Source organism: Serratia sp. (in: enterobacteria), from assembly GCF_052400455.1.
GTDB lineage: Bacteria > Pseudomonadota > Gammaproteobacteria > Enterobacterales > Enterobacteriaceae > Serratia > Serratia ureilytica.
The window spans coordinates 2,222,753-2,238,863 of sequence record NZ_CP185812.1; the positions used below are offsets into that span (position 1 = coordinate 2,222,753).

Genomic DNA, 16,111 nt, shown 5'->3' on the forward strand with positions numbered 1-16,111 from the left:
CGGGAATATCACATGAAATTCAGTGAACTCTGGTTGCGCGAATGGGTAAACCCGGCCATCAGCAGCGAAGCATTATCCGATCAAATCACCATGGCCGGTTTGGAAGTGGACGGCGTGGATCCGGTTGCCGGCGCGTTTAACGGCGTCGTGGTGGGTGAGGTTGTCGAGTGCGGTCAGCACCCGAACGCCGATAAACTGCGTGTCACTAAAGTTAACGTGGGCGGCGATCGCTTGCTCGACATCGTCTGCGGCGCGCCGAACTGCCGCACCGGCCTGAAAGTGGCGGTCGCCACCGTGGGCGCGGTGCTGCCGGGCGATTTCAAAATCAAGGCCGCCAAACTGCGCGGCGAACCTTCGGAAGGCATGCTGTGTTCGTTCTCCGAACTGGGCATTTCTGACGATCATGACGGCATTATCGAGCTGCCACTGGATGCGCCGATTGGCACCGACATCCGTGACTATCTGAAACTGAACGACAACACCATCGAGATCAGCGTCACCCCGAACCGCGCCGACTGCCTGGGCATCATCGGCGTCGCGCGTGACGTGGGCGTACTGAACCAGGTTGCGCTGACCGAGCCGGACATGAGCCCGGTGCCCGCGACGATTGACGCCACGCTGCCGATCCGCGTTGATGCGCCGCAGGCGTGCCCGCGTTATCTGGGCCGCGTGGTCAAAGGCATCAACGTGAAGGCGCCAAGCCCGCTGTGGATGCGTGAAAAACTGCGTCGTTGCGGTATCCGTTCTATCGATGCCGTCGTCGACGTCACCAACTATGTGCTGTTGGAACTTGGCCAGCCGATGCACGCTTTCGATCTGAGCCGCATCGACGGCGGCATCGTGGTACGCATGGCGGAAGAAGGGGAAACCTTGACGCTGCTGGACGGCAACGAAGCCAAACTGAACGCCGACACCTTAGTGATCGCCGATCACCAAAAAGCATTGGCGATGGGCGGCATCTTCGGCGGCGAGCATTCCGGCGTCAACGGCGAAACCCAGGACGTGCTGCTGGAGTGCGCTTTCTTCAGCCCGCTGTCGATCACCGGCCGCGCGCGCCGTCACGGCCTGCACACCGATGCTTCTCACCGCTATGAGCGCGGCGTCGATCCGGCGCTGCAGTACAAAGCCATGGAGCGCGCCACGCGCCTGCTGCTCGACATCTGCGGCGGCCAGGCCGGCCCGATTATCGACGTGACTCACGAGAATGAACTGCCGAAACGCGCCACCATCACGCTGCGCCGCGAGAAGCTGGATCGCCTGATCGGCCACGTGGTGCCGAGCGAGCAGGTCAGCGACATTCTGCGCCGCCTGGGTTGCCAGGTGACCGAACAGGGCGACAGCTGGCAAGCGGTCGCGCCGAGCTGGCGTTTCGATATGGAGATCGAAGAGGATCTGGTGGAAGAAGTGGCGCGCGTTTACGGCTACGACAACATTCCGGATGTGCCGGTGCGCGCCGATTTGGTGATGACCCAGCATCGCGAAGCCGATCTGACGCTCAAGCGCGTGAAGACCATGCTGGTCGATCACGGTTATCAGGAAGCGATCACCTACAGCTTCGTCGATCCGAAAGTGCAGGCGCTGCTGCACCCGAATGAAGAAGCGCTGATCCTGCCGAGCCCGATTTCGGTCGAAATGTCGGCGATGCGTCTGTCGCTGTGGACCGGTTTGCTGTCTGCGGTGGTGTATAACCAGAACCGCCAGCAGACGCGCCTGCGCCTGTTCGAAAGCGGCCTGCGCTTTGTGCCTGATAGTGCGGCAGATCTGGGTATCCGTCAGGACGTCATGCTGGCGGGCGTGATCGCCGGCCATACGCACGATGAACATTGGGATCTGGCGCGCAAGCCCGTCGACTTCTATGATTTAAAAGGGGATCTGGAGTCTGTCCTCGAGCTGACCGGTAAATTATCCGAAATTCAGTTCCGGGCGGAAGCCAATCCGGCCCTGCATCCAGGGCAAAGTGCGGCGATTTATTTGCACGGCGAACGCGTTGGTTTCATCGGTGTGGTTCACCCGGAACTTGAACGTAAACTGGATCTTAACGGCCGCACCGTGGTGTTTGAACTGGAGTGGAACAAGCTTGCGAGCCGCGCCGTGCCTCAGGCGCGGGAGATTTCGCGCTTCCCGGCAAACCGCCGTGATATCGCCATTGTGGTGGCTGAAAACGTCCCCGCAGAAGATATTTTGGCCGAGTGTAAGAAAGTTGGCGCAAATCAGGTAGTTGGCGTAAACTTGTTTGACGTGTACCGTGGCAAGGGCGTGGCAGAAGGTGACAAGAGCCTGGCTATCAGTCTGGTATTGCAGGATACCGCTCGTACACTGGAAGAAGAGGAGATAGCCGCTACCGTTGCAAAATGCGTAGAGGCTCTAAAACAGCGATTCCAAGCATCCTTGAGGGATTGAACCTATGGCGCTTACTAAAGCTGAAATGTCAGAACACCTGTTTGAGAAGCTTGGGCTTAGCAAACGGGACGCCAAAGACCTGGTGGAACTGTTCTTTGAAGAGGTCCGTCGGGCCCTTGAGAATGGCGAACAGGTAAAACTGTCGGGTTTTGGCAACTTTGATCTGCGTGACAAGAACCAACGTCCGGGGCGTAACCCGAAGACCGGCGAAGACATTCCGATTACGGCGCGCCGCGTGGTGACCTTCCGTCCGGGGCAGAAGCTGAAAAGCCGGGTAGAAAACGCCAGCCCGAAAGGGTGAGTGACGTGACATCAAAAAAGGCCGCTTGCGCGGCCTTTTTCTTTTCTGGGACAAAATTCAGTTTATTCCTAATCGATAAGACATGACTCCATTGAGCCGTTAAGTCGGCACGGCGAAAATCATTGCCCTTAATTGCGGAATATTCTTATATCTTATTTCATGTAATGCGTGGCTTTTATTTCTCACTTCAATAATGGCCGTAATAATGGCCAGGGCCATCGCCACGGTGGCCGCCGCCTCCGTGAGGGCCCCAGCAACAGGCGCTAAGGGTTGAGGCCAGGGCGACCACGGCCAGCAGCATACCGAGTCGTTTAATCATCTTATTATCCTCCGGTGGGGATCCGTTTAATTATCATTGTCGCGCCGCTTAAGCGATGTCAGTTATTCGTTAAGCCTTGGCAGAGGCAATAATAATTAAAGACGTCGGCAAACAGTGTCGGGATTGTGTAAGGCCGTCGAAAACGATCTGAAAATAGGCACCGGTGAGATAGTCGCTAAATAAGCGCACTGATATAACCACTGCAGCAAGAAAAATAGAGTGAGAAGGCAAAATGAAAAAGATCCTGTTGCTGGTGTGTTTTCCGCTGTTGCTGCCGCTGGCGGCACAGGCCGATGTCTCCGTCGATATCAACGTGCCGGGCGTTTCCCTGCATTTGGGGGATCAGGACCGCCGCGGCTACTACTGGGATGGCTACGACTGGCGTCCCCCGCAATGGTGGCATGCACACCAGGGCCGCGGTTTGGGGGAGCGCAATGCGCGTGGCCTGTACTGGGACGGCGGGCGCTGGCAGCCTTCGCCGCCGCGCGGCTATGAGCATCGCGAGCCGGCGCGCAGCGGCAATCCTTTCCACGGCGATCGCGATAATCGTGATCATGATGGCCGCCATGACGATCGCGGCGACCATGACCGGCGCGATGACGGCCGCGGCCGGCCCTATCCGCAGGGCAACCCCGGTCAGCATCGTTAACCCCTGAGTTTATCGGCGGCTGGTTTTGCCATCATCCTGGCGATGACGGGCAGGGCCAGCCGCTGCTTTCCTGTGCCATCGCTTACGCAAGGCTTCCCCTTGCGGCGTTAACCCCCTAATATTTGACTCAGACGTCAATTATCCGGCCACGACAGCGGCCGGCAGGGAATCGCCGCGCCATGCCAACCAGCCGTACCTTCACCTTACTGTTGCAACATCAACGTTACCGCGATAAACGCCAGGTCATTCTGTTGGCGCTGGGCGTGGTGCTGGCATTGCTGTTTAGCCTTTGCGCCGGCGATCGATGGATATGGCCGTCAGAATGGTTCAGCGATCGGGCGCAGCTGTTCGTCTGGCAACTGCGATTGCCGCGTGCGCTGGCGGTGATGTTGGTCGGCGCCGCCCTGGCGGTAGCCGGGGCGGTGATGCAGGCGCTGTTTGAAAACCCGTTGGCGGAACCTGGCCTGCTGGGGGTGGCGAACGGCGCCGGCGTCGCGCTGGTGCTGACGGTGCTGCTGGGCCACGGTCTGCTGCCGGTAGCGCTGATGAGCGCCGCCGCGATAGCAGGCGCGCTGGCGATGACGTTCTTGCTGCTGGGCTTCGCTCGCCGGCGCCGCCTGACCAATGCGCGGCTGTTGCTGGTGGGAGTGGCGCTGGGCATCGTGTGCAGCGCGCTGATGACCTGGGCGGTCTATTTCAGCACCAGTCTCGATCTGCGGCAGTTGATGTACTGGATGATGGGGGGCTTCGGCGGCGTCGACTGGCGCCAAAAGTGGCTGGTGTTGGCGCTGCTGCCGGTGCTGCTGTGGCTGTGCGGCCAGGGGCGAGCGCTTAACCTGATGGCGCTGGGCGAGGTGCAGGCGCGGCAGCTCGGGCTGTCGCTGCATCTGTGGCGCAACCTGCTGGTGCTGGCGATCGGCTGGCTGGTGGGCGTCAGCGTGGCGCTCGCCGGGGTGATCGGCTTCGTCGGGCTGGTGATCCCGCATATTTTGCGGCTCACCGGCCTGACCGACCAACGCTATCTGTTGCCGGCCTGCGCGCTGGCGGGGGCCGGCGTGTTGCTGGTGGCCGATGTGATCGCCCGCGTTGCGCTGCTGGCGGCCGAACTGCCGATCGGCGTGGTGACCGCTACGCTGGGAGCGCCGCTATTTATCTGGTTACTGACCCGGGCAAAAGGCGTAAGGTAGTTTTCTTCATTCACCTGCCATTAAAAAACTACAGGATGACAACCGATGAGCAATCCAATTTATAACCTGCCGTTACAGACCATCGCAAATCAGGCTACCACGCTGGGGGCCTATCAGGGCAAGGTGCTGCTGGTGGTCAACGTGGCCTCGGAGTGCGGCCTGACGAAGCAATATGAAGGGCTGGAAGCGCTGTACGAAACCTATCGCGATCGGGGGCTGGAAGTGCTGGGGTTCCCGTCCAATGAATTCCTGGGGCAGGAGCCGGGCAGCAACGAAGAGATCCTGGCGTTTTGCCGTGGCACTTTCGGCGTGCAATTCCCGATGTTCGCCAAGATTGAGGTGAACGGCGAACACCGTCATCCGCTGTATCAGGCGCTGATTGCCGCGCAGCCGGCTGCTGTCGCGCCGCAGGGCAGCGAGTTCCTGGCGCGGATGACCAGCAAAGGGCGTGCGCCGAAGCACGCCGGCGATATTTTGTGGAACTTCGAGAAATTCCTCATCGCGCGCGACGGCACGGTGATCCAGCGCTTCTCGCCTGACACCACGCCGGAAGATCCGGCGCTGGTGGCGGCGGTGAAACAAGCGCTGGCAGGGTAAGACGAATGCTGCAACTCGTTGAGGTTGGGGTGGCGGGGCGCCTGGCGCCTTTTTCGGCACAGATTGACGGCGGGTTGCAGGTTCACCTGATCGGCCCAAACGGCGCCGGGAAGAGCACTCTGCTGGCGCGGGTGGCGGGCATGCTGCCGGGGCTGGGCGAGGTTCGTCTGGACGGACGCGCGCTCTCAGATTATCCGGGGAGCGAACTGGCATCCCGGCGTGGTTACCTCAGCCAGCAACAGCCGCCGGTGTCGCTGATGCCGGTGTTTCAGTATTTGGCGCTGCACCGGCCTGCGGCGGCGACGCAAACCGATGTGGAGCACGCCATCCTCTATCTGTGCCGGCGGTTGAAGCTGGTGGATAAGCTGTCACGCATGCTGACGCAGCTTTCTGGAGGCGAATGGCAACGGGTGCGGCTGGCGGCGGTCTTGCTGCAGGTGTGGCCCAGCGTCAATCCGCACAGCCGCCTGTTGTTGCTGGATGAGCCGACCAACAGCCTGGATGTGGCGCAGAAAGTCGCGCTGGATCGCCTGCTGCGCGAATTCTGCCAGAGCGGGCGCAGCGCGCTGGTATGCGCGCACGATCTGAATCACACCCTGCAGCAGGCCGATCGGGTTTGGTTGCTGCATGCCGGCCGGCTGGTGGCGCAGGGCGTCACGCGTGAGGTGATGGCGCCCGCGATGCTGTCGCAGATTTATGAAGTGGATTTTCAACTGCAATGGGTAGGGGAGCAGCGTTGGATCATGACCCGCACGGCTTAATTAACCCAGTCGGCGGGGCGCAACGTAAACGGAAACTAAACACAGTGAATATAAATAGCGGGGTAAGGATCGGCGAATATTGTGCGGTCTCTCATTTTCTTATCGATTTTCTTGAAAAACGTCGATGACGTGCTACGCTTGATTCGGCAAAAATAAAATACGTAAGTAATTATTAAAAAATATAAGAAATTGATTTACATAATAAAATTAAATTAATGATGACGGCACCTTCCTATCAGTTCTCCCACTGATGACAAGTCTCGTCTTAAGGTTTAGTTAAGCTTGCGGCCTTACATTGGCAGTTAATCCACGGAAACGATTCTTCTCTGGCGTTTAATATTCGTTAAACGAAAGGGATTTACAGTGTCATCAAAAGCAGTTCGATACGTTTGGGGTTAACTATGGATCAATTTTTACCTTTCTCTCGACCAGCCATCGGCGATGAAGAAATCGCCGCGGTAGAGAAAGTGTTGCGTTCCGGTTGGATCACCACCGGCCCGCAAAATCAGCAACTGGAAAGCGACTTCTGTTCCACCTTCGGCTGTAAGCACGCCATCGCCGTGAGTTCCGCCACAGCGGGCATGCACATCACTTTGATGGCGCTGGGCGTGGGGCCCGGCGATGAAGTCATCACCCCTTCCCAAACCTGGGTTTCCACCCTCAACATGATCGAACTGCTGGGCGCTACGCCGGTGATGATCGACGTTGACCGTGAGACCTTGATGGTCAGCGCCGCCGACGTTGAGGCTGCCATCACCCCGAAAACCAAAGCGATTGTTCCGGTGCATTATGCCGGCGCCCCCCTGCAGATGGACGCTTTGCGCGCCGTGGCCGAACGCCATGGTCTGCCGTTAATCGAAGACGCCGCCCATGCGGTCGGCACGCGTTACAACGGCGAATGGGTCGGCGCGCGCGGCACGGCGATTTTCTCGTTCCACGCGATTAAGAACGTGACCTGCGCCGAAGGCGGCCTGATCGCCACCGACGACGATGCGCTGGCGGATCGCCTGCGTTGCCTGAAGTTCCACGGCCTGGCCGTCGATGCCTTCGATCGCCAGCAGCTGGGCCGCAAACCGCAGGCCGAAGTGGTGGAGCCGGGGTACAAATACAACCTGTCCGACATTCACGCGGCGATCGCCGTGGTGCAACTTTCGCGCTTCGCTGAGCTGAACGCGCGCCGCAAGGCGCTGGCGCAGCGCTACCTGAGCGCGCTGGAAGGCTCGCCGTTCCAGCCGTTGGGCGTGCCGGATTATCCGCATGACCACGCCTGGCACCTGTTTATGGTGCGCGTCGATCCCGAGCGCTGCGGCCTCGATCGCGACCAGCTGATGGAGCGCCTGAAAGAGGTTGGCATCGGCACCGGGCTGCATTTCCGTGCGGCGCACACCCAGAAATTCTACCGTGAGCGCTATCCGCAGCTGTCGTTGCCGAATACCGAATGGAACTCGGCGCGGCTGTGCACCTTACCGCTATTCCCTGATATGACCGACGCCGATGTGGATCGCGTGGTCAATGCCTTGTCTTCTGTTGTGGAGTCTTTACGTGTCTCGCGTTGAACCGATCAAAAAAGTGTCGATAGTCATCCCGGTATACAACGAGCAGGAAAGCCTGCCTGCGTTGCTGGAGCGCACTACCGCCGCCTGTAAGCAGTTATCCCAACCTTATGAAATCATTCTCGTCGACGATGGCAGCAGCGACAACTCCGCTGACATGCTGACCGCGGCGGCCGAAAAGCCGGACAGTCACGTGATTGCCGTCCTGCTTAACCGCAACTATGGCCAACATTCGGCGATCATGGCCGGTTTCAATCAGGTGACCGGCGATCTGGTGATTACCCTTGACGCCGATCTGCAGAACCCGCCGGAGGAAATCCCTCGGCTGGTCAGCGTGGCGGAAGAGGGCTATGACGTGGTGGGCACCGTGCGCGCCAACCGTCAGGACTCCTGGTTCCGCAAAAGCGCTTCGCGCGTAATCAACATGATGATTCAACGCGCCACCGGCAAATCGATGGGGGACTACGGCTGCATGCTGCGCGCCTACCGTCGTCATATCGTTGAGGCGATGCTGCACTGTCATGAGCGCAGCACTTTCATCCCGATCCTGGCGAATACCTTCGCCCGTCGCACGACCGAGATCGACGTGCGTCACGCCGAGCGCGAGTTCGGCGACTCCAAATACAGCCTGATGAAGCTGATCAACCTGATGTATGACCTGATCACCTGTCTGACCACTACGCCGCTGCGTTTGCTCAGCGTGGTCGGCAGCATCGTAGCGCTGTCCGGGTTCGTGTTGGCGCTGGTGCTGATCGCGCTGCGTCTGCTGCTCGGTCCTGAATGGGCCGCCGGCGGCGTGTTCACGCTTTTCGCCGTCCTGTTCACCTTTATCGGCGCCCAGTTTGTCGGCATGGGGCTACTGGGTGAATACATCGGCCGCATCTATACCGACGTGCGCGCACGTCCTCGCTATTTTGTTCAGAAAGTGGTCGGCGTACAGCAAGACCACAATACTCAGGAAGAAGAATGATGAAAGCTATTGTATTTGCTTACCATGATATTGGCTGCGCAGGTCTGAAAGCGCTGACTGAGGCGGGTTATGACGTGCAGGCTGTGTTCACGCACACCGACGACCCAGGTGAGAACAACTTCTTCTCCTCCGTGGCCCGTTTGGGCGCCGAATTGGATCTGCCGGTCTATGCGCCGGAAGACGTGAACCACCCGCTGTGGGTTGATCGCATTCGCGAACTGCAGCCGGACGTGATCTTCTCGTTCTACTACCGTCACATGCTGAGCGACGAGATCTTGTCGCTGGCCCCGTTGGGCGGTTTCAACCTGCATGGTTCGCTGCTGCCGCGCTACCGTGGCCGCGCGCCGGTGAACTGGGCGTTGGTGAATGGCGAAACCGAAACCGGCGCCACCCTGCACAAAATGGTGAAACGCCCTGACGCCGGCGACATCGTGGGCCAGCAGAAAGTGGCTATCGCCGACAACGACACCGCGCTGACGCTGCACAAAAAAGTGCTGGAAGCCGCGCAGGCCGTGTTGAAAGAGCAGCTGCCGAAGCTGAAGAACGGCACCGCCACTTTTACCAAGCAGGATGAGTCTCAGGCCAGCTACTTCGGGCGCCGCACCGCGGCGGACGGCGAGATCTTGTGGCACAAATCCGCCAAAGAGATCAACAACCTGGTGCGCGCCGTCACTGAACCGTACCCGGGGGCATTCAGCTACCTCGGCCAGCGCAAGCTGATCGTCTGGCGTTCCCGCGTGCTGGATACCCAACACGATAAACAACCGGGCACCGTGCTGAGCACCGCCCCGCTGGTCATCGCCTGTGGCGAAGGCGCGCTGGAAATCGTCGCCGGGCAGAACGAAAGTGGCCTGTACGTGCAGGGCAGCCGCCTGGCGCAGGAAATGGGCATCGTCACCGACGTGCGTCTGGCCGCCAAGCCTAACGCCGTGATGAAACGCCGCACTCGCGTGCTGATCCTCGGGGTCAACGGTTTCATCGGCAACCACCTGACCGAGCGTCTGCTGCGCGACGATCGTTACGACATCTACGGTCTGGATATCGGCTCTGACGCCATCAGCCGCTTCCTCGACAACCCGCGCTTCCACTTCGTGGAAGGCGACATCAGCATCCACTCCGAGTGGATCGAGTATCACATCAAGAAATGCGACGTGGTGCTGCCGCTGGTGGCGATCGCGACGCCGATCGAATACACCCGTAACCCGCTGCGCGTGTTCGAGCTGGACTTCGAAGAGAACCTGAAGATCGTTCGCGACTGCGTGAAATACAACAAGCGCATCATCTTCCCGTCCACCTCCGAAGTGTACGGCATGTGCGACGACAAAGAGTTCGATGAAGACCATTCGCGTCTGATCGTCGGGCCAATCAACAAACAACGCTGGATTTACTCGGTCTCCAAACAGCTGCTGGATCGGGTGATCTGGGCTTACGGCGCCAAAGAAGGCCTGAAGTTCACGCTGTTCCGTCCGTTCAACTGGATGGGGCCGCGTCTGGATAACCTGGACGCCGCGCGCATCGGTTCTTCCCGCGCCATCACCCAACTGATCCTCAACCTGGTAGAAGGTTCGCCGATCAAACTGATGGACGGCGGCGCACAGAAGCGTTGCTTCACCGACATCAACGACGGCATTGAAGCGCTGTTCCGCATCATTGAGAACCGCGACGGCCTGTGCGACGGCCAGATCGTCAACATCGGTAACCCGACCAACGAAGCGAGCATTCGCGAGCTGGCGGAAATGCTGCTGGAAAGCTTCAACAACCACCCGCTGCGCGACCGCTTCCCGCCGTTTGCCGGCTTCAAGGACGTGGAGAGCAGCAGCTACTACGGTAAAGGTTACCAGGACGTCGAGCACCGCACGCCGAGCATCAAAAACGCGCGCCGCCTGCTGGGCTGGCAGCCGACCATCGAGATGAAGCAAACCGTCGCCGATACGCTGGACTACTTCCTGCGCACTACCGTTCAGGAAGGGAACGATGCATGAAGAAAGTCGGTCTGCGGGTTGATGTAGATACCTTCAGCGGCACCCGTGAAGGGGTGCCGCAGTTGCTGGACCTGTTCGAAAAGTACGACATTCAGGCCAGTTTCTTCTTCAGCGTGGGACCGGACAACATGGGGCGCCATCTTTGGCGCCTTTTGCGTCCGAAATTTCTGTGGAAAATGCTGCGCTCGAACGCCGCTTCGCTGTACGGCCTGGATATTCTGCTGGCCGGCACCGCGTGGCCGGGGCGCAACATTTCACGCGCGCTGGGGCCGCTGATGAAGCGCACCGCCGAAGCCGGCCATGAAGTCGGGCTGCACGCTTGGGATCACCAGGGATGGCAGGCCAACGTCGGCAAATGGAGCGAGGCGCAGCTGACCGAACAGGTGCAGCGGGGCGTCGATGCCCTGAGCGCCAGCACCGGCCAGCCGGTGAAATGCTCCGCCGTAGCAGGGTGGCGTGCCGACACGCGCGTGCTGGAGGTCAAGCAGCGCTTCGGCTTCCATTACAACAGCGATTGCCGCGGCACCCATCCGTTCCGTCCGGTGCTGAGCGACGGGCGTCACGGTACGGTGCAGATCCCGGTGACGTTGCCGACCTTCGACGAAGTGATCGGCAGCGAAGTCAGCATGGCCGACTTTAACGACTACATTCTGCGCGCCATCGAGAACGATCGCGGCGTACCGGTGTACACCATTCACACCGAAGTGGAAGGCATGTCGCAAGCGGCGATGTTCGAACAGTTATTGCAACGCGCACGGCAGCAGGGCATCGAATTCTGCCCGCTGAGCGCGCTGTTACCGCAAGATTTGGCGTCACTGCCGTTGGGCCGCATCAAGCGCGCTCCTTTCCCCGGCCGCGAAGGTTGGCTGGGCTGTCAAACCGATGTGAAGGACGTTACATGAAGGCGCTAAAAGGATCCTGGGCCATTCTGCTGGCCGTTTTTTTTGCTCTGGTCTATCTGATCCCGCTTAACGGTCGCCTGCTGTGGCAGCCGGATGAAACGCGTTATGCCGAGATCAGCCGTGAAATGCTGCAACGCGGCGATTGGGTGGTGCCGCACCTGCTGGGGCTGCGCTATTTCGAGAAGCCGGTAGCGGGATACTGGTTTAATAACATCAGCCAGTGGCTGTTCGGGGAAAACAACTTTGCGGTGCGGTTCGGCTCGGTGTTCAGCACCGGCATGACCGCGCTGCTGGTGTTCGCGCTGGCGATGCTGATGTGGCGTAATGCGCGTCGCGCCAGCCTGGCGATGCTGATGTTCCTGTCGATGGTGCTGGTGTTCAGCATCGGCACTTACAGCGTGCTGGATCCGATGATTTCGCTGTGGCTGGCGGCGGCAATGGTCAGCTATTACCTGACGCTGAAAGCCACCTCGGTCAAAGGCAAGCTGGGTGCCTACGCCTTGCTGGGCTTGGCCTGCGGCATGGGCTTTATGACCAAGGGCTTCCTGGCGCTGGCGGTGCCGGTGATTGCGGTGATCCCGATTGTCATTCAGCAACGTCGCATCAAGGATCTGCTGTGCTACGGCCCGGTGGCGATCGTGACCGCCACGTTGCTCAGCCTGCCGTGGGCGCTGGCGATCGCGCAACGTGAGCCCGATTTCTGGAATTACTTCTTCTGGGTCGAACACATTCAGCGCTTCGCCGAAGATAACGCCCAGCACAAGGCGCCATTCTGGTATTACCTGCCGATCCTGCTGGCGGCGGTGTTGCCGTGGCTGGCGCTGCTGCCCGGCGCGCTGCTCAAAGGTTGGCGCGAACGCGTGCAGCGCCCGGAGCTGTTCTTCCTGCTGAGCTGGGCGATGATGCCGCTGATCTTCTTCAGCATCGCCAAAGGCAAGCTGCCGACCTATATTCTGCCGTGCATGGCGCCGCTGGCGCTGCTGATGACCGCCTATGCGGAAGACTATGCCGCCACGCTGCGCGCCAGGCTGTTTAAGGCCAACGCCTGGCTGAACGGCCTGTTCGGGCTGATTGGCATCGTGGCGCTGGTGGTGTTGAGCTCCGGTTTGCTGCCGAAAGCGCATCTGTTTACTCCGCAGGAGTGGCCGAAAGTGGTGCTCGGCCTGATCGCGTTCGGCGGTTGGCTGCTGTTCGCGCTGGTCTCCGCGCGCGATAACGGCCGCCAATGGCGTTGGGCGGCCGCTTGCCCGGTGCTGCTGTGCCTGGTGATCGGTTACGCGATTCCGCAGCAGGTGACCGATTCCAAACTGCCGCAGAACTTCGCCCGCGCCACGATGGCCGAACTGGGCGACAGCCGTTACGTGCTGACCGACAGCGTCGGGGTGGCGGCCGGCTTGGCCTGGGAACTCAAGCGCAGCGACGTGCTGATGTACAGCCAGAAAGGCGAGGTGGCCTATGGTCTGGAGTATCCGGACGCCAAAGGGCACCTGATCAGCGACGCCGACTTCCCGCAGTGGCTGGCGCAGGCGCGCAAGCAGGGGAATGTGTCGCTGGTGTTGCAGCTCTCCCGCGGCGAAGCGCTGCCGCAGGAACTGCCTGCCGCAGACAAGGTGGATCGCATGAACCGTCTGGTGCTGATGTGGTATAAACAGCAACCATGATCGGTTTTCTGTTGGTGATAGTGGTCAGTCTGCTCACCTGTGGTGGGCAGCTGTGCCAGAAGCAGGCGGCGCACTGCTGGGAACGGGCGGACGAGGCGCGGCTCAAGCAGACGCTGCGTTGGCTGGCGCTGGCGGTGCTGTTGCTGGGGCTGGGCATGGCGGTGTGGCTTAATGTGCTGCAACGCCTGCCGCTCAGCCTGGCTTACCCGATGCTCAGCCTTAACTTCGTGATGGTGACGCTGGCCGCGCGCTGGCTGTTTCATGAGCCGACGACCGCGCGCCATTGGTGTGGCGTGGCGTCGATTATGCTGGGGATCCTGCTGATGAGCGTGCATTCATGAAGGGCTATGCCTGGGGCGCTGCCAGCGTACTGCTGGTGACGCTGGCGCAGTTGCTGATGAAGTGGGGCATGGTTCAGATCCCGCTGATGTCGTTCGCCGACGTCTCGCTGACGCTGATCGGCGACTACTGGCTGCCGCTGCTGGCGGTGGGCGGCGGCATCTTTGGCTATGCGCTGTCGATGCTGTGTTGGTTCTTTGCGCTGCGCCATCTGCCGTTAAACCGCGCTTATCCTCTGCTGAGCGTCAGCTATGCGCTGGTTTACCTGGCGGCGGTGATCCTGCCGTGGTTTAACGAATCCGCTACGCTGCTGAAAACGTTGGGCACGCTGTTTATTCTGTTCGGCGTCTGGCTGATTAACAGCAAATCCGAGACCAAATCGCCGCAATAGGGCCAAAACCGGCGATCCTGCTATTATCTCCCTCATGGCGCTTGCCTTTTTCCCCGTGCGGGAGATAAATTAACGCGAAATAGCGCTTTCCTTACGTGGTGCCGGCTTTGCCTCGCAGGCAGTGTAGTGGTGTACCGAATGGCATAATGCGGCAACGTGTTCAATGAAGGGATATTATGCGGATGCGTGTGTGGTTTTTATTAGCCAGTTTAATCCTCGCCGGTTGCAGCAGCCATGCGCCGCCACCCAGCGGCCGCCTGGCGGATTCTATCGTGGTGGTGGCTCAGCTCAATGAACAACTGCGCCAGTGGTACGGCACGCCATACCGTTACGGTGGCCTGGATCGCGGCGGCGTGGATTGCTCCGGCTTTGTTTACCGCACGTTCCGCGATCGCTTCGATATGCAGCTGCCCCGTTCGACCGAAGAGCAAACCTCGCTGGGCACCAAGGTCTCGCGCGACGAACTGATGCCGGGCGATCTGGTGTTTTTCAAAACCGGCGGCGGTGAGAACGGTCTGCACGTCGGCATTTACGATACCAACGACCAATTTATCCACGCTTCGACCAGTCGCGGGGTGATCCGCTCCTCGCTCGATAACGTTTACTGGAAACGGGTGTACTGGCAGGCGCGGCGCATTTAGCCTTAACCCGTTGATTTGGTGTATCATGGCGGCATCACGTGTTTTGAACGGTGCCTGCCATGAACAGTTTGCGTTTACTGATCTCCGACTCCTACGATCCCTGGTTCAACCTGGCGGTGGAAGAGTGCATCTTCCGCGAAATGACCACGCAAAAAATCCTCTTCCTGTGGCGCAATGCCGAAACGGTGGTGATCGGCCAGTCGCAGAACCCCTGGAAAGAGTGCAACACCCGGCGTATGGAACAGGATGGCATTCGGCTGGCGCGGCGCAGCAGCGGCGGCGGGGCGGTATTCCACGATTTGGGCAACACCTGTTTCACCTTTATGGCCGGCAAGCCGGGGTACGATAAAAGCGTCTCCACGAACATCATTCTGCAAGCGCTGCGGCAGTTGGGCGTAACGGCCGGCGCATCGGGGCGCAATGACCTGGTGATGGAAACTGCCGATGGGCCGCGCAAAATATCCGGCTCCGCCTATCGCGAAACGCAGGATCGCGGTTTCCACCACGGCACGCTGTTGCTGAATGCCGATCTTGAGCGGCTGGCGGACTACCTCAATCCGGATCCCAAAAAACTGCAGGCCAAGGGCATCACCTCGGTGCGTTCGCGCGTCGCCAACCTGGCGGAGTTTTTGCCGGGCATCAGCCATGAGCAGGTGTGTGAGGCGATCGTGCAGGCCTTCTTCGCCCACTATGGCGAGACGGCCGAGCCGGAGATCATTTCGCCGGATGTATTCCCCGATCTGCCCGATTTTGCCGCGCAGTTCGCCAAACAGAGCAGTTGGGAATGGAATTTCGGCAAGGCGCCGGCGTTCAGCCATCTGCTAAATGAACTCTTCGTCTGGGGCGGCGTGGACCTGTTCTTCGATGTCGAGAAGGGGACAATTGTTCGTGCGCAGGTATTCACCGACAGCCTGAATCCGGCTCCGCTACAGCGGTTGGCGGACATGCTGGTGGGCTGCGCGTACCGCAGTGAGCCCGTCGCCGCCTGCTGCGACCGTCTGGTGGTGGCCTATCCGCAACAGGCGGCTGAATTGACCGAGCTGCGGCAATGGCTGAGCGATACCATCCGCTAGCCGGGCGGTCTGGCAGTGAGGGGATGAGCGTGCTCATCCCTTTTTTTATCGCTGAAAGCGACGTTTCGCTGGGCGTAGCGCAGATTTTCTGAAAATCAAGGTGGGCATTTTTTCAGGTTTTCAATGCTGCGAATAACGGGCGGAATTGATGCGTTATTAAATTTAATCAGTCATCGTTAACGGCCGGAAAAATTGGCGTTAAGTCAGAAAGATTATTTTACTTTATTTAGGATTTTTCTTAATTAAAACAAAGGTGATAAGTCAAATTTGGCCTCAAATCCATTCCACTTAAGCCAAATATCTTTTCGCATCACGCGCCGAACGAGAAAACTGGCATAAGTGCGGCTGCTTTTCTTTGCGCCGTTCGCGATTGTCGTATAGCTTT

At 59.6% G+C, this 16,111-nt stretch carries 15 protein-coding genes; all 15 read left to right on the forward strand.

Translation table 11 applies throughout. The features are described 5' to 3' along the window. The first annotated feature begins 12 nt into the window (after positions 1-12). The gene (gene pheT, locus ACORQT_RS10850) at positions 13-2,400 is read left to right on the forward strand and encodes a phenylalanine--tRNA ligase subunit beta (RefSeq protein ID WP_033642878.1); all 2,388 of its coding nucleotides are present in this window, start codon (positions 13-15) and stop codon (positions 2,398-2,400) included. A gap of 4 nt (positions 2,401-2,404) precedes the next feature. After that, positions 2,405-2,701, forward strand: a complete 297-nt coding sequence (gene ihfA / locus ACORQT_RS10855; RefSeq protein ID WP_004931414.1) for an integration host factor subunit alpha — start codon at positions 2,405-2,407, stop codon at positions 2,699-2,701. A gap of 551 nt (positions 2,702-3,252) precedes the next feature. Beyond that, positions 3,253-3,669: a DUF2502 domain-containing protein gene (locus tag ACORQT_RS10860; RefSeq protein WP_047026211.1), complete on the forward strand. Its 417-nt coding sequence runs from the start codon at positions 3,253-3,255 to the stop codon at positions 3,667-3,669. Positions 3,670-3,848: 179 nt separating this feature from the next. Continuing rightward, a complete protein-coding gene (gene btuC / locus ACORQT_RS10865) occupies positions 3,849-4,856 on the forward strand; it encodes a vitamin B12 ABC transporter permease BtuC (RefSeq protein ID WP_033652456.1) in 1,008 nt (335 codons plus the stop codon). Positions 4,857-4,901: 45 nt separating this feature from the next. Then, the gene (locus ACORQT_RS10870; RefSeq protein ID WP_072627708.1) at positions 4,902-5,453 is read left to right on the forward strand and encodes a glutathione peroxidase; all 552 of its coding nucleotides are present in this window, start codon (positions 4,902-4,904) and stop codon (positions 5,451-5,453) included. A gap of 5 nt (positions 5,454-5,458) precedes the next feature. Next, complete coding sequence (gene btuD, locus ACORQT_RS10875; RefSeq protein WP_089191669.1) at positions 5,459-6,214, forward strand: vitamin B12 ABC transporter ATP-binding protein BtuD; 756 nt, start codon at positions 5,459-5,461, stop codon at positions 6,212-6,214. 401 nt (positions 6,215-6,615) lie between these two features. Further along, positions 6,616-7,770, forward strand: a complete 1,155-nt coding sequence (gene arnB, locus ACORQT_RS10880) for a UDP-4-amino-4-deoxy-L-arabinose aminotransferase (protein ID WP_047026209.1) — start codon at positions 6,616-6,618, stop codon at positions 7,768-7,770. Beyond that, positions 7,757-8,737 (forward strand): undecaprenyl-phosphate 4-deoxy-4-formamido-L-arabinose transferase, encoded by a 981-nt coding sequence (gene arnC / locus ACORQT_RS10885; RefSeq protein WP_033642884.1) that lies wholly within the window; start codon positions 7,757-7,759, stop codon positions 8,735-8,737. Before arnB ends, arnC begins: the two co-directional genes overlap by 14 nt. Further along, on the forward strand, positions 8,737-10,719 hold the full coding sequence (arnA, locus tag ACORQT_RS10890; RefSeq protein WP_033644264.1) for a bifunctional UDP-4-amino-4-deoxy-L-arabinose formyltransferase/UDP-glucuronic acid oxidase ArnA: 1,983 nt from the start codon (positions 8,737-8,739) through the stop codon (positions 10,717-10,719). Before arnC ends, arnA begins: the two co-directional genes overlap by 1 nt. Next, positions 10,716-11,621, forward strand: coding sequence for a 4-deoxy-4-formamido-L-arabinose-phosphoundecaprenol deformylase (gene arnD, locus ACORQT_RS10895; protein WP_033652453.1), 906 nt, complete (start codon positions 10,716-10,718; stop codon positions 11,619-11,621). The genes arnA and arnD overlap by 4 nt, the downstream gene beginning before the upstream one ends. After that, positions 11,618-13,282 carry a lipid IV(A) 4-amino-4-deoxy-L-arabinosyltransferase gene (gene arnT / locus ACORQT_RS10900; RefSeq protein ID WP_033652452.1) on the forward strand — a complete coding sequence of 555 codons (1,665 nt, stop codon included), beginning with the start codon at positions 11,618-11,620 and terminating at the stop codon, positions 13,280-13,282. The genes arnD and arnT overlap by 4 nt, the downstream gene beginning before the upstream one ends. Next, entirely contained in the window at positions 13,279-13,623 is a 345-nt protein-coding gene (gene arnE / locus ACORQT_RS10905; protein ID WP_033642887.1) for a 4-amino-4-deoxy-L-arabinose-phosphoundecaprenol flippase subunit ArnE, read from the forward strand. The genes arnT and arnE overlap by 4 nt, the downstream gene beginning before the upstream one ends. Next, complete coding sequence (gene arnF / locus ACORQT_RS10910) at positions 13,620-14,012, forward strand: 4-amino-4-deoxy-L-arabinose-phosphoundecaprenol flippase subunit ArnF (protein WP_033642888.1); 393 nt, start codon at positions 13,620-13,622, stop codon at positions 14,010-14,012. Before arnE ends, arnF begins: the two co-directional genes overlap by 4 nt. Before the next feature lie 176 nt (positions 14,013-14,188). Next, positions 14,189-14,653, forward strand: a complete 465-nt coding sequence (locus tag ACORQT_RS10915) for an NlpC/P60 family protein (protein WP_016927954.1) — start codon at positions 14,189-14,191, stop codon at positions 14,651-14,653. A gap of 59 nt (positions 14,654-14,712) precedes the next feature. Beyond that, positions 14,713-15,726, forward strand: a complete 1,014-nt coding sequence (locus ACORQT_RS10920) for a lipoate--protein ligase A (RefSeq protein ID WP_444859404.1) — start codon at positions 14,713-14,715, stop codon at positions 15,724-15,726. Positions 15,727-16,111: the final 385 nt, after the last annotated feature.

Excerpts from the sequence above, each read along its gene's own strand:
- arnE (WP_033642887.1), top strand. The coding sequence starts at position 13,279 with ATGATCGGTTTTCTGTTGGTGATAGTGGTCAGTCTGCTCACCTGTGGT.
- ACORQT_RS10870 (WP_072627708.1), top strand. The coding sequence starts at position 4,902 with ATGAGCAATCCAATTTATAACCTGCCGTTACAGACCATCGCAAATCAG.
- arnA (WP_033644264.1), top strand. The coding sequence starts at position 8,737 with ATGAAAGCTATTGTATTTGCTTACCATGATATTGGCTGCGCAGGTCTG.
- ACORQT_RS10860 (WP_047026211.1), top strand. The coding sequence starts at position 3,253 with ATGAAAAAGATCCTGTTGCTGGTGTGTTTTCCGCTGTTGCTGCCGCTG.
- ihfA (WP_004931414.1), top strand. The coding sequence starts at position 2,405 with ATGGCGCTTACTAAAGCTGAAATGTCAGAACACCTGTTTGAGAAGCTT.
- btuD (WP_089191669.1), top strand. The coding sequence starts at position 5,459 with ATGCTGCAACTCGTTGAGGTTGGGGTGGCGGGGCGCCTGGCGCCTTTT.
- ACORQT_RS10915 (WP_016927954.1), top strand. The coding sequence starts at position 14,189 with ATGCGGATGCGTGTGTGGTTTTTATTAGCCAGTTTAATCCTCGCCGGT.
- arnF (WP_033642888.1), top strand. The coding sequence starts at position 13,620 with ATGAAGGGCTATGCCTGGGGCGCTGCCAGCGTACTGCTGGTGACGCTG.
- pheT (WP_033642878.1), top strand. The coding sequence starts at position 13 with ATGAAATTCAGTGAACTCTGGTTGCGCGAATGGGTAAACCCGGCCATC.
- arnB (WP_047026209.1), top strand. The coding sequence starts at position 6,616 with ATGGATCAATTTTTACCTTTCTCTCGACCAGCCATCGGCGATGAAGAA.
- arnD (WP_033652453.1), top strand. The coding sequence starts at position 10,716 with ATGAAGAAAGTCGGTCTGCGGGTTGATGTAGATACCTTCAGCGGCACC.
- btuC (WP_033652456.1), top strand. The coding sequence starts at position 3,849 with ATGCCAACCAGCCGTACCTTCACCTTACTGTTGCAACATCAACGTTAC.
- ACORQT_RS10920 (WP_444859404.1), top strand. The coding sequence starts at position 14,713 with ATGAACAGTTTGCGTTTACTGATCTCCGACTCCTACGATCCCTGGTTC.
- arnT (WP_033652452.1), top strand. The coding sequence starts at position 11,618 with ATGAAGGCGCTAAAAGGATCCTGGGCCATTCTGCTGGCCGTTTTTTTT.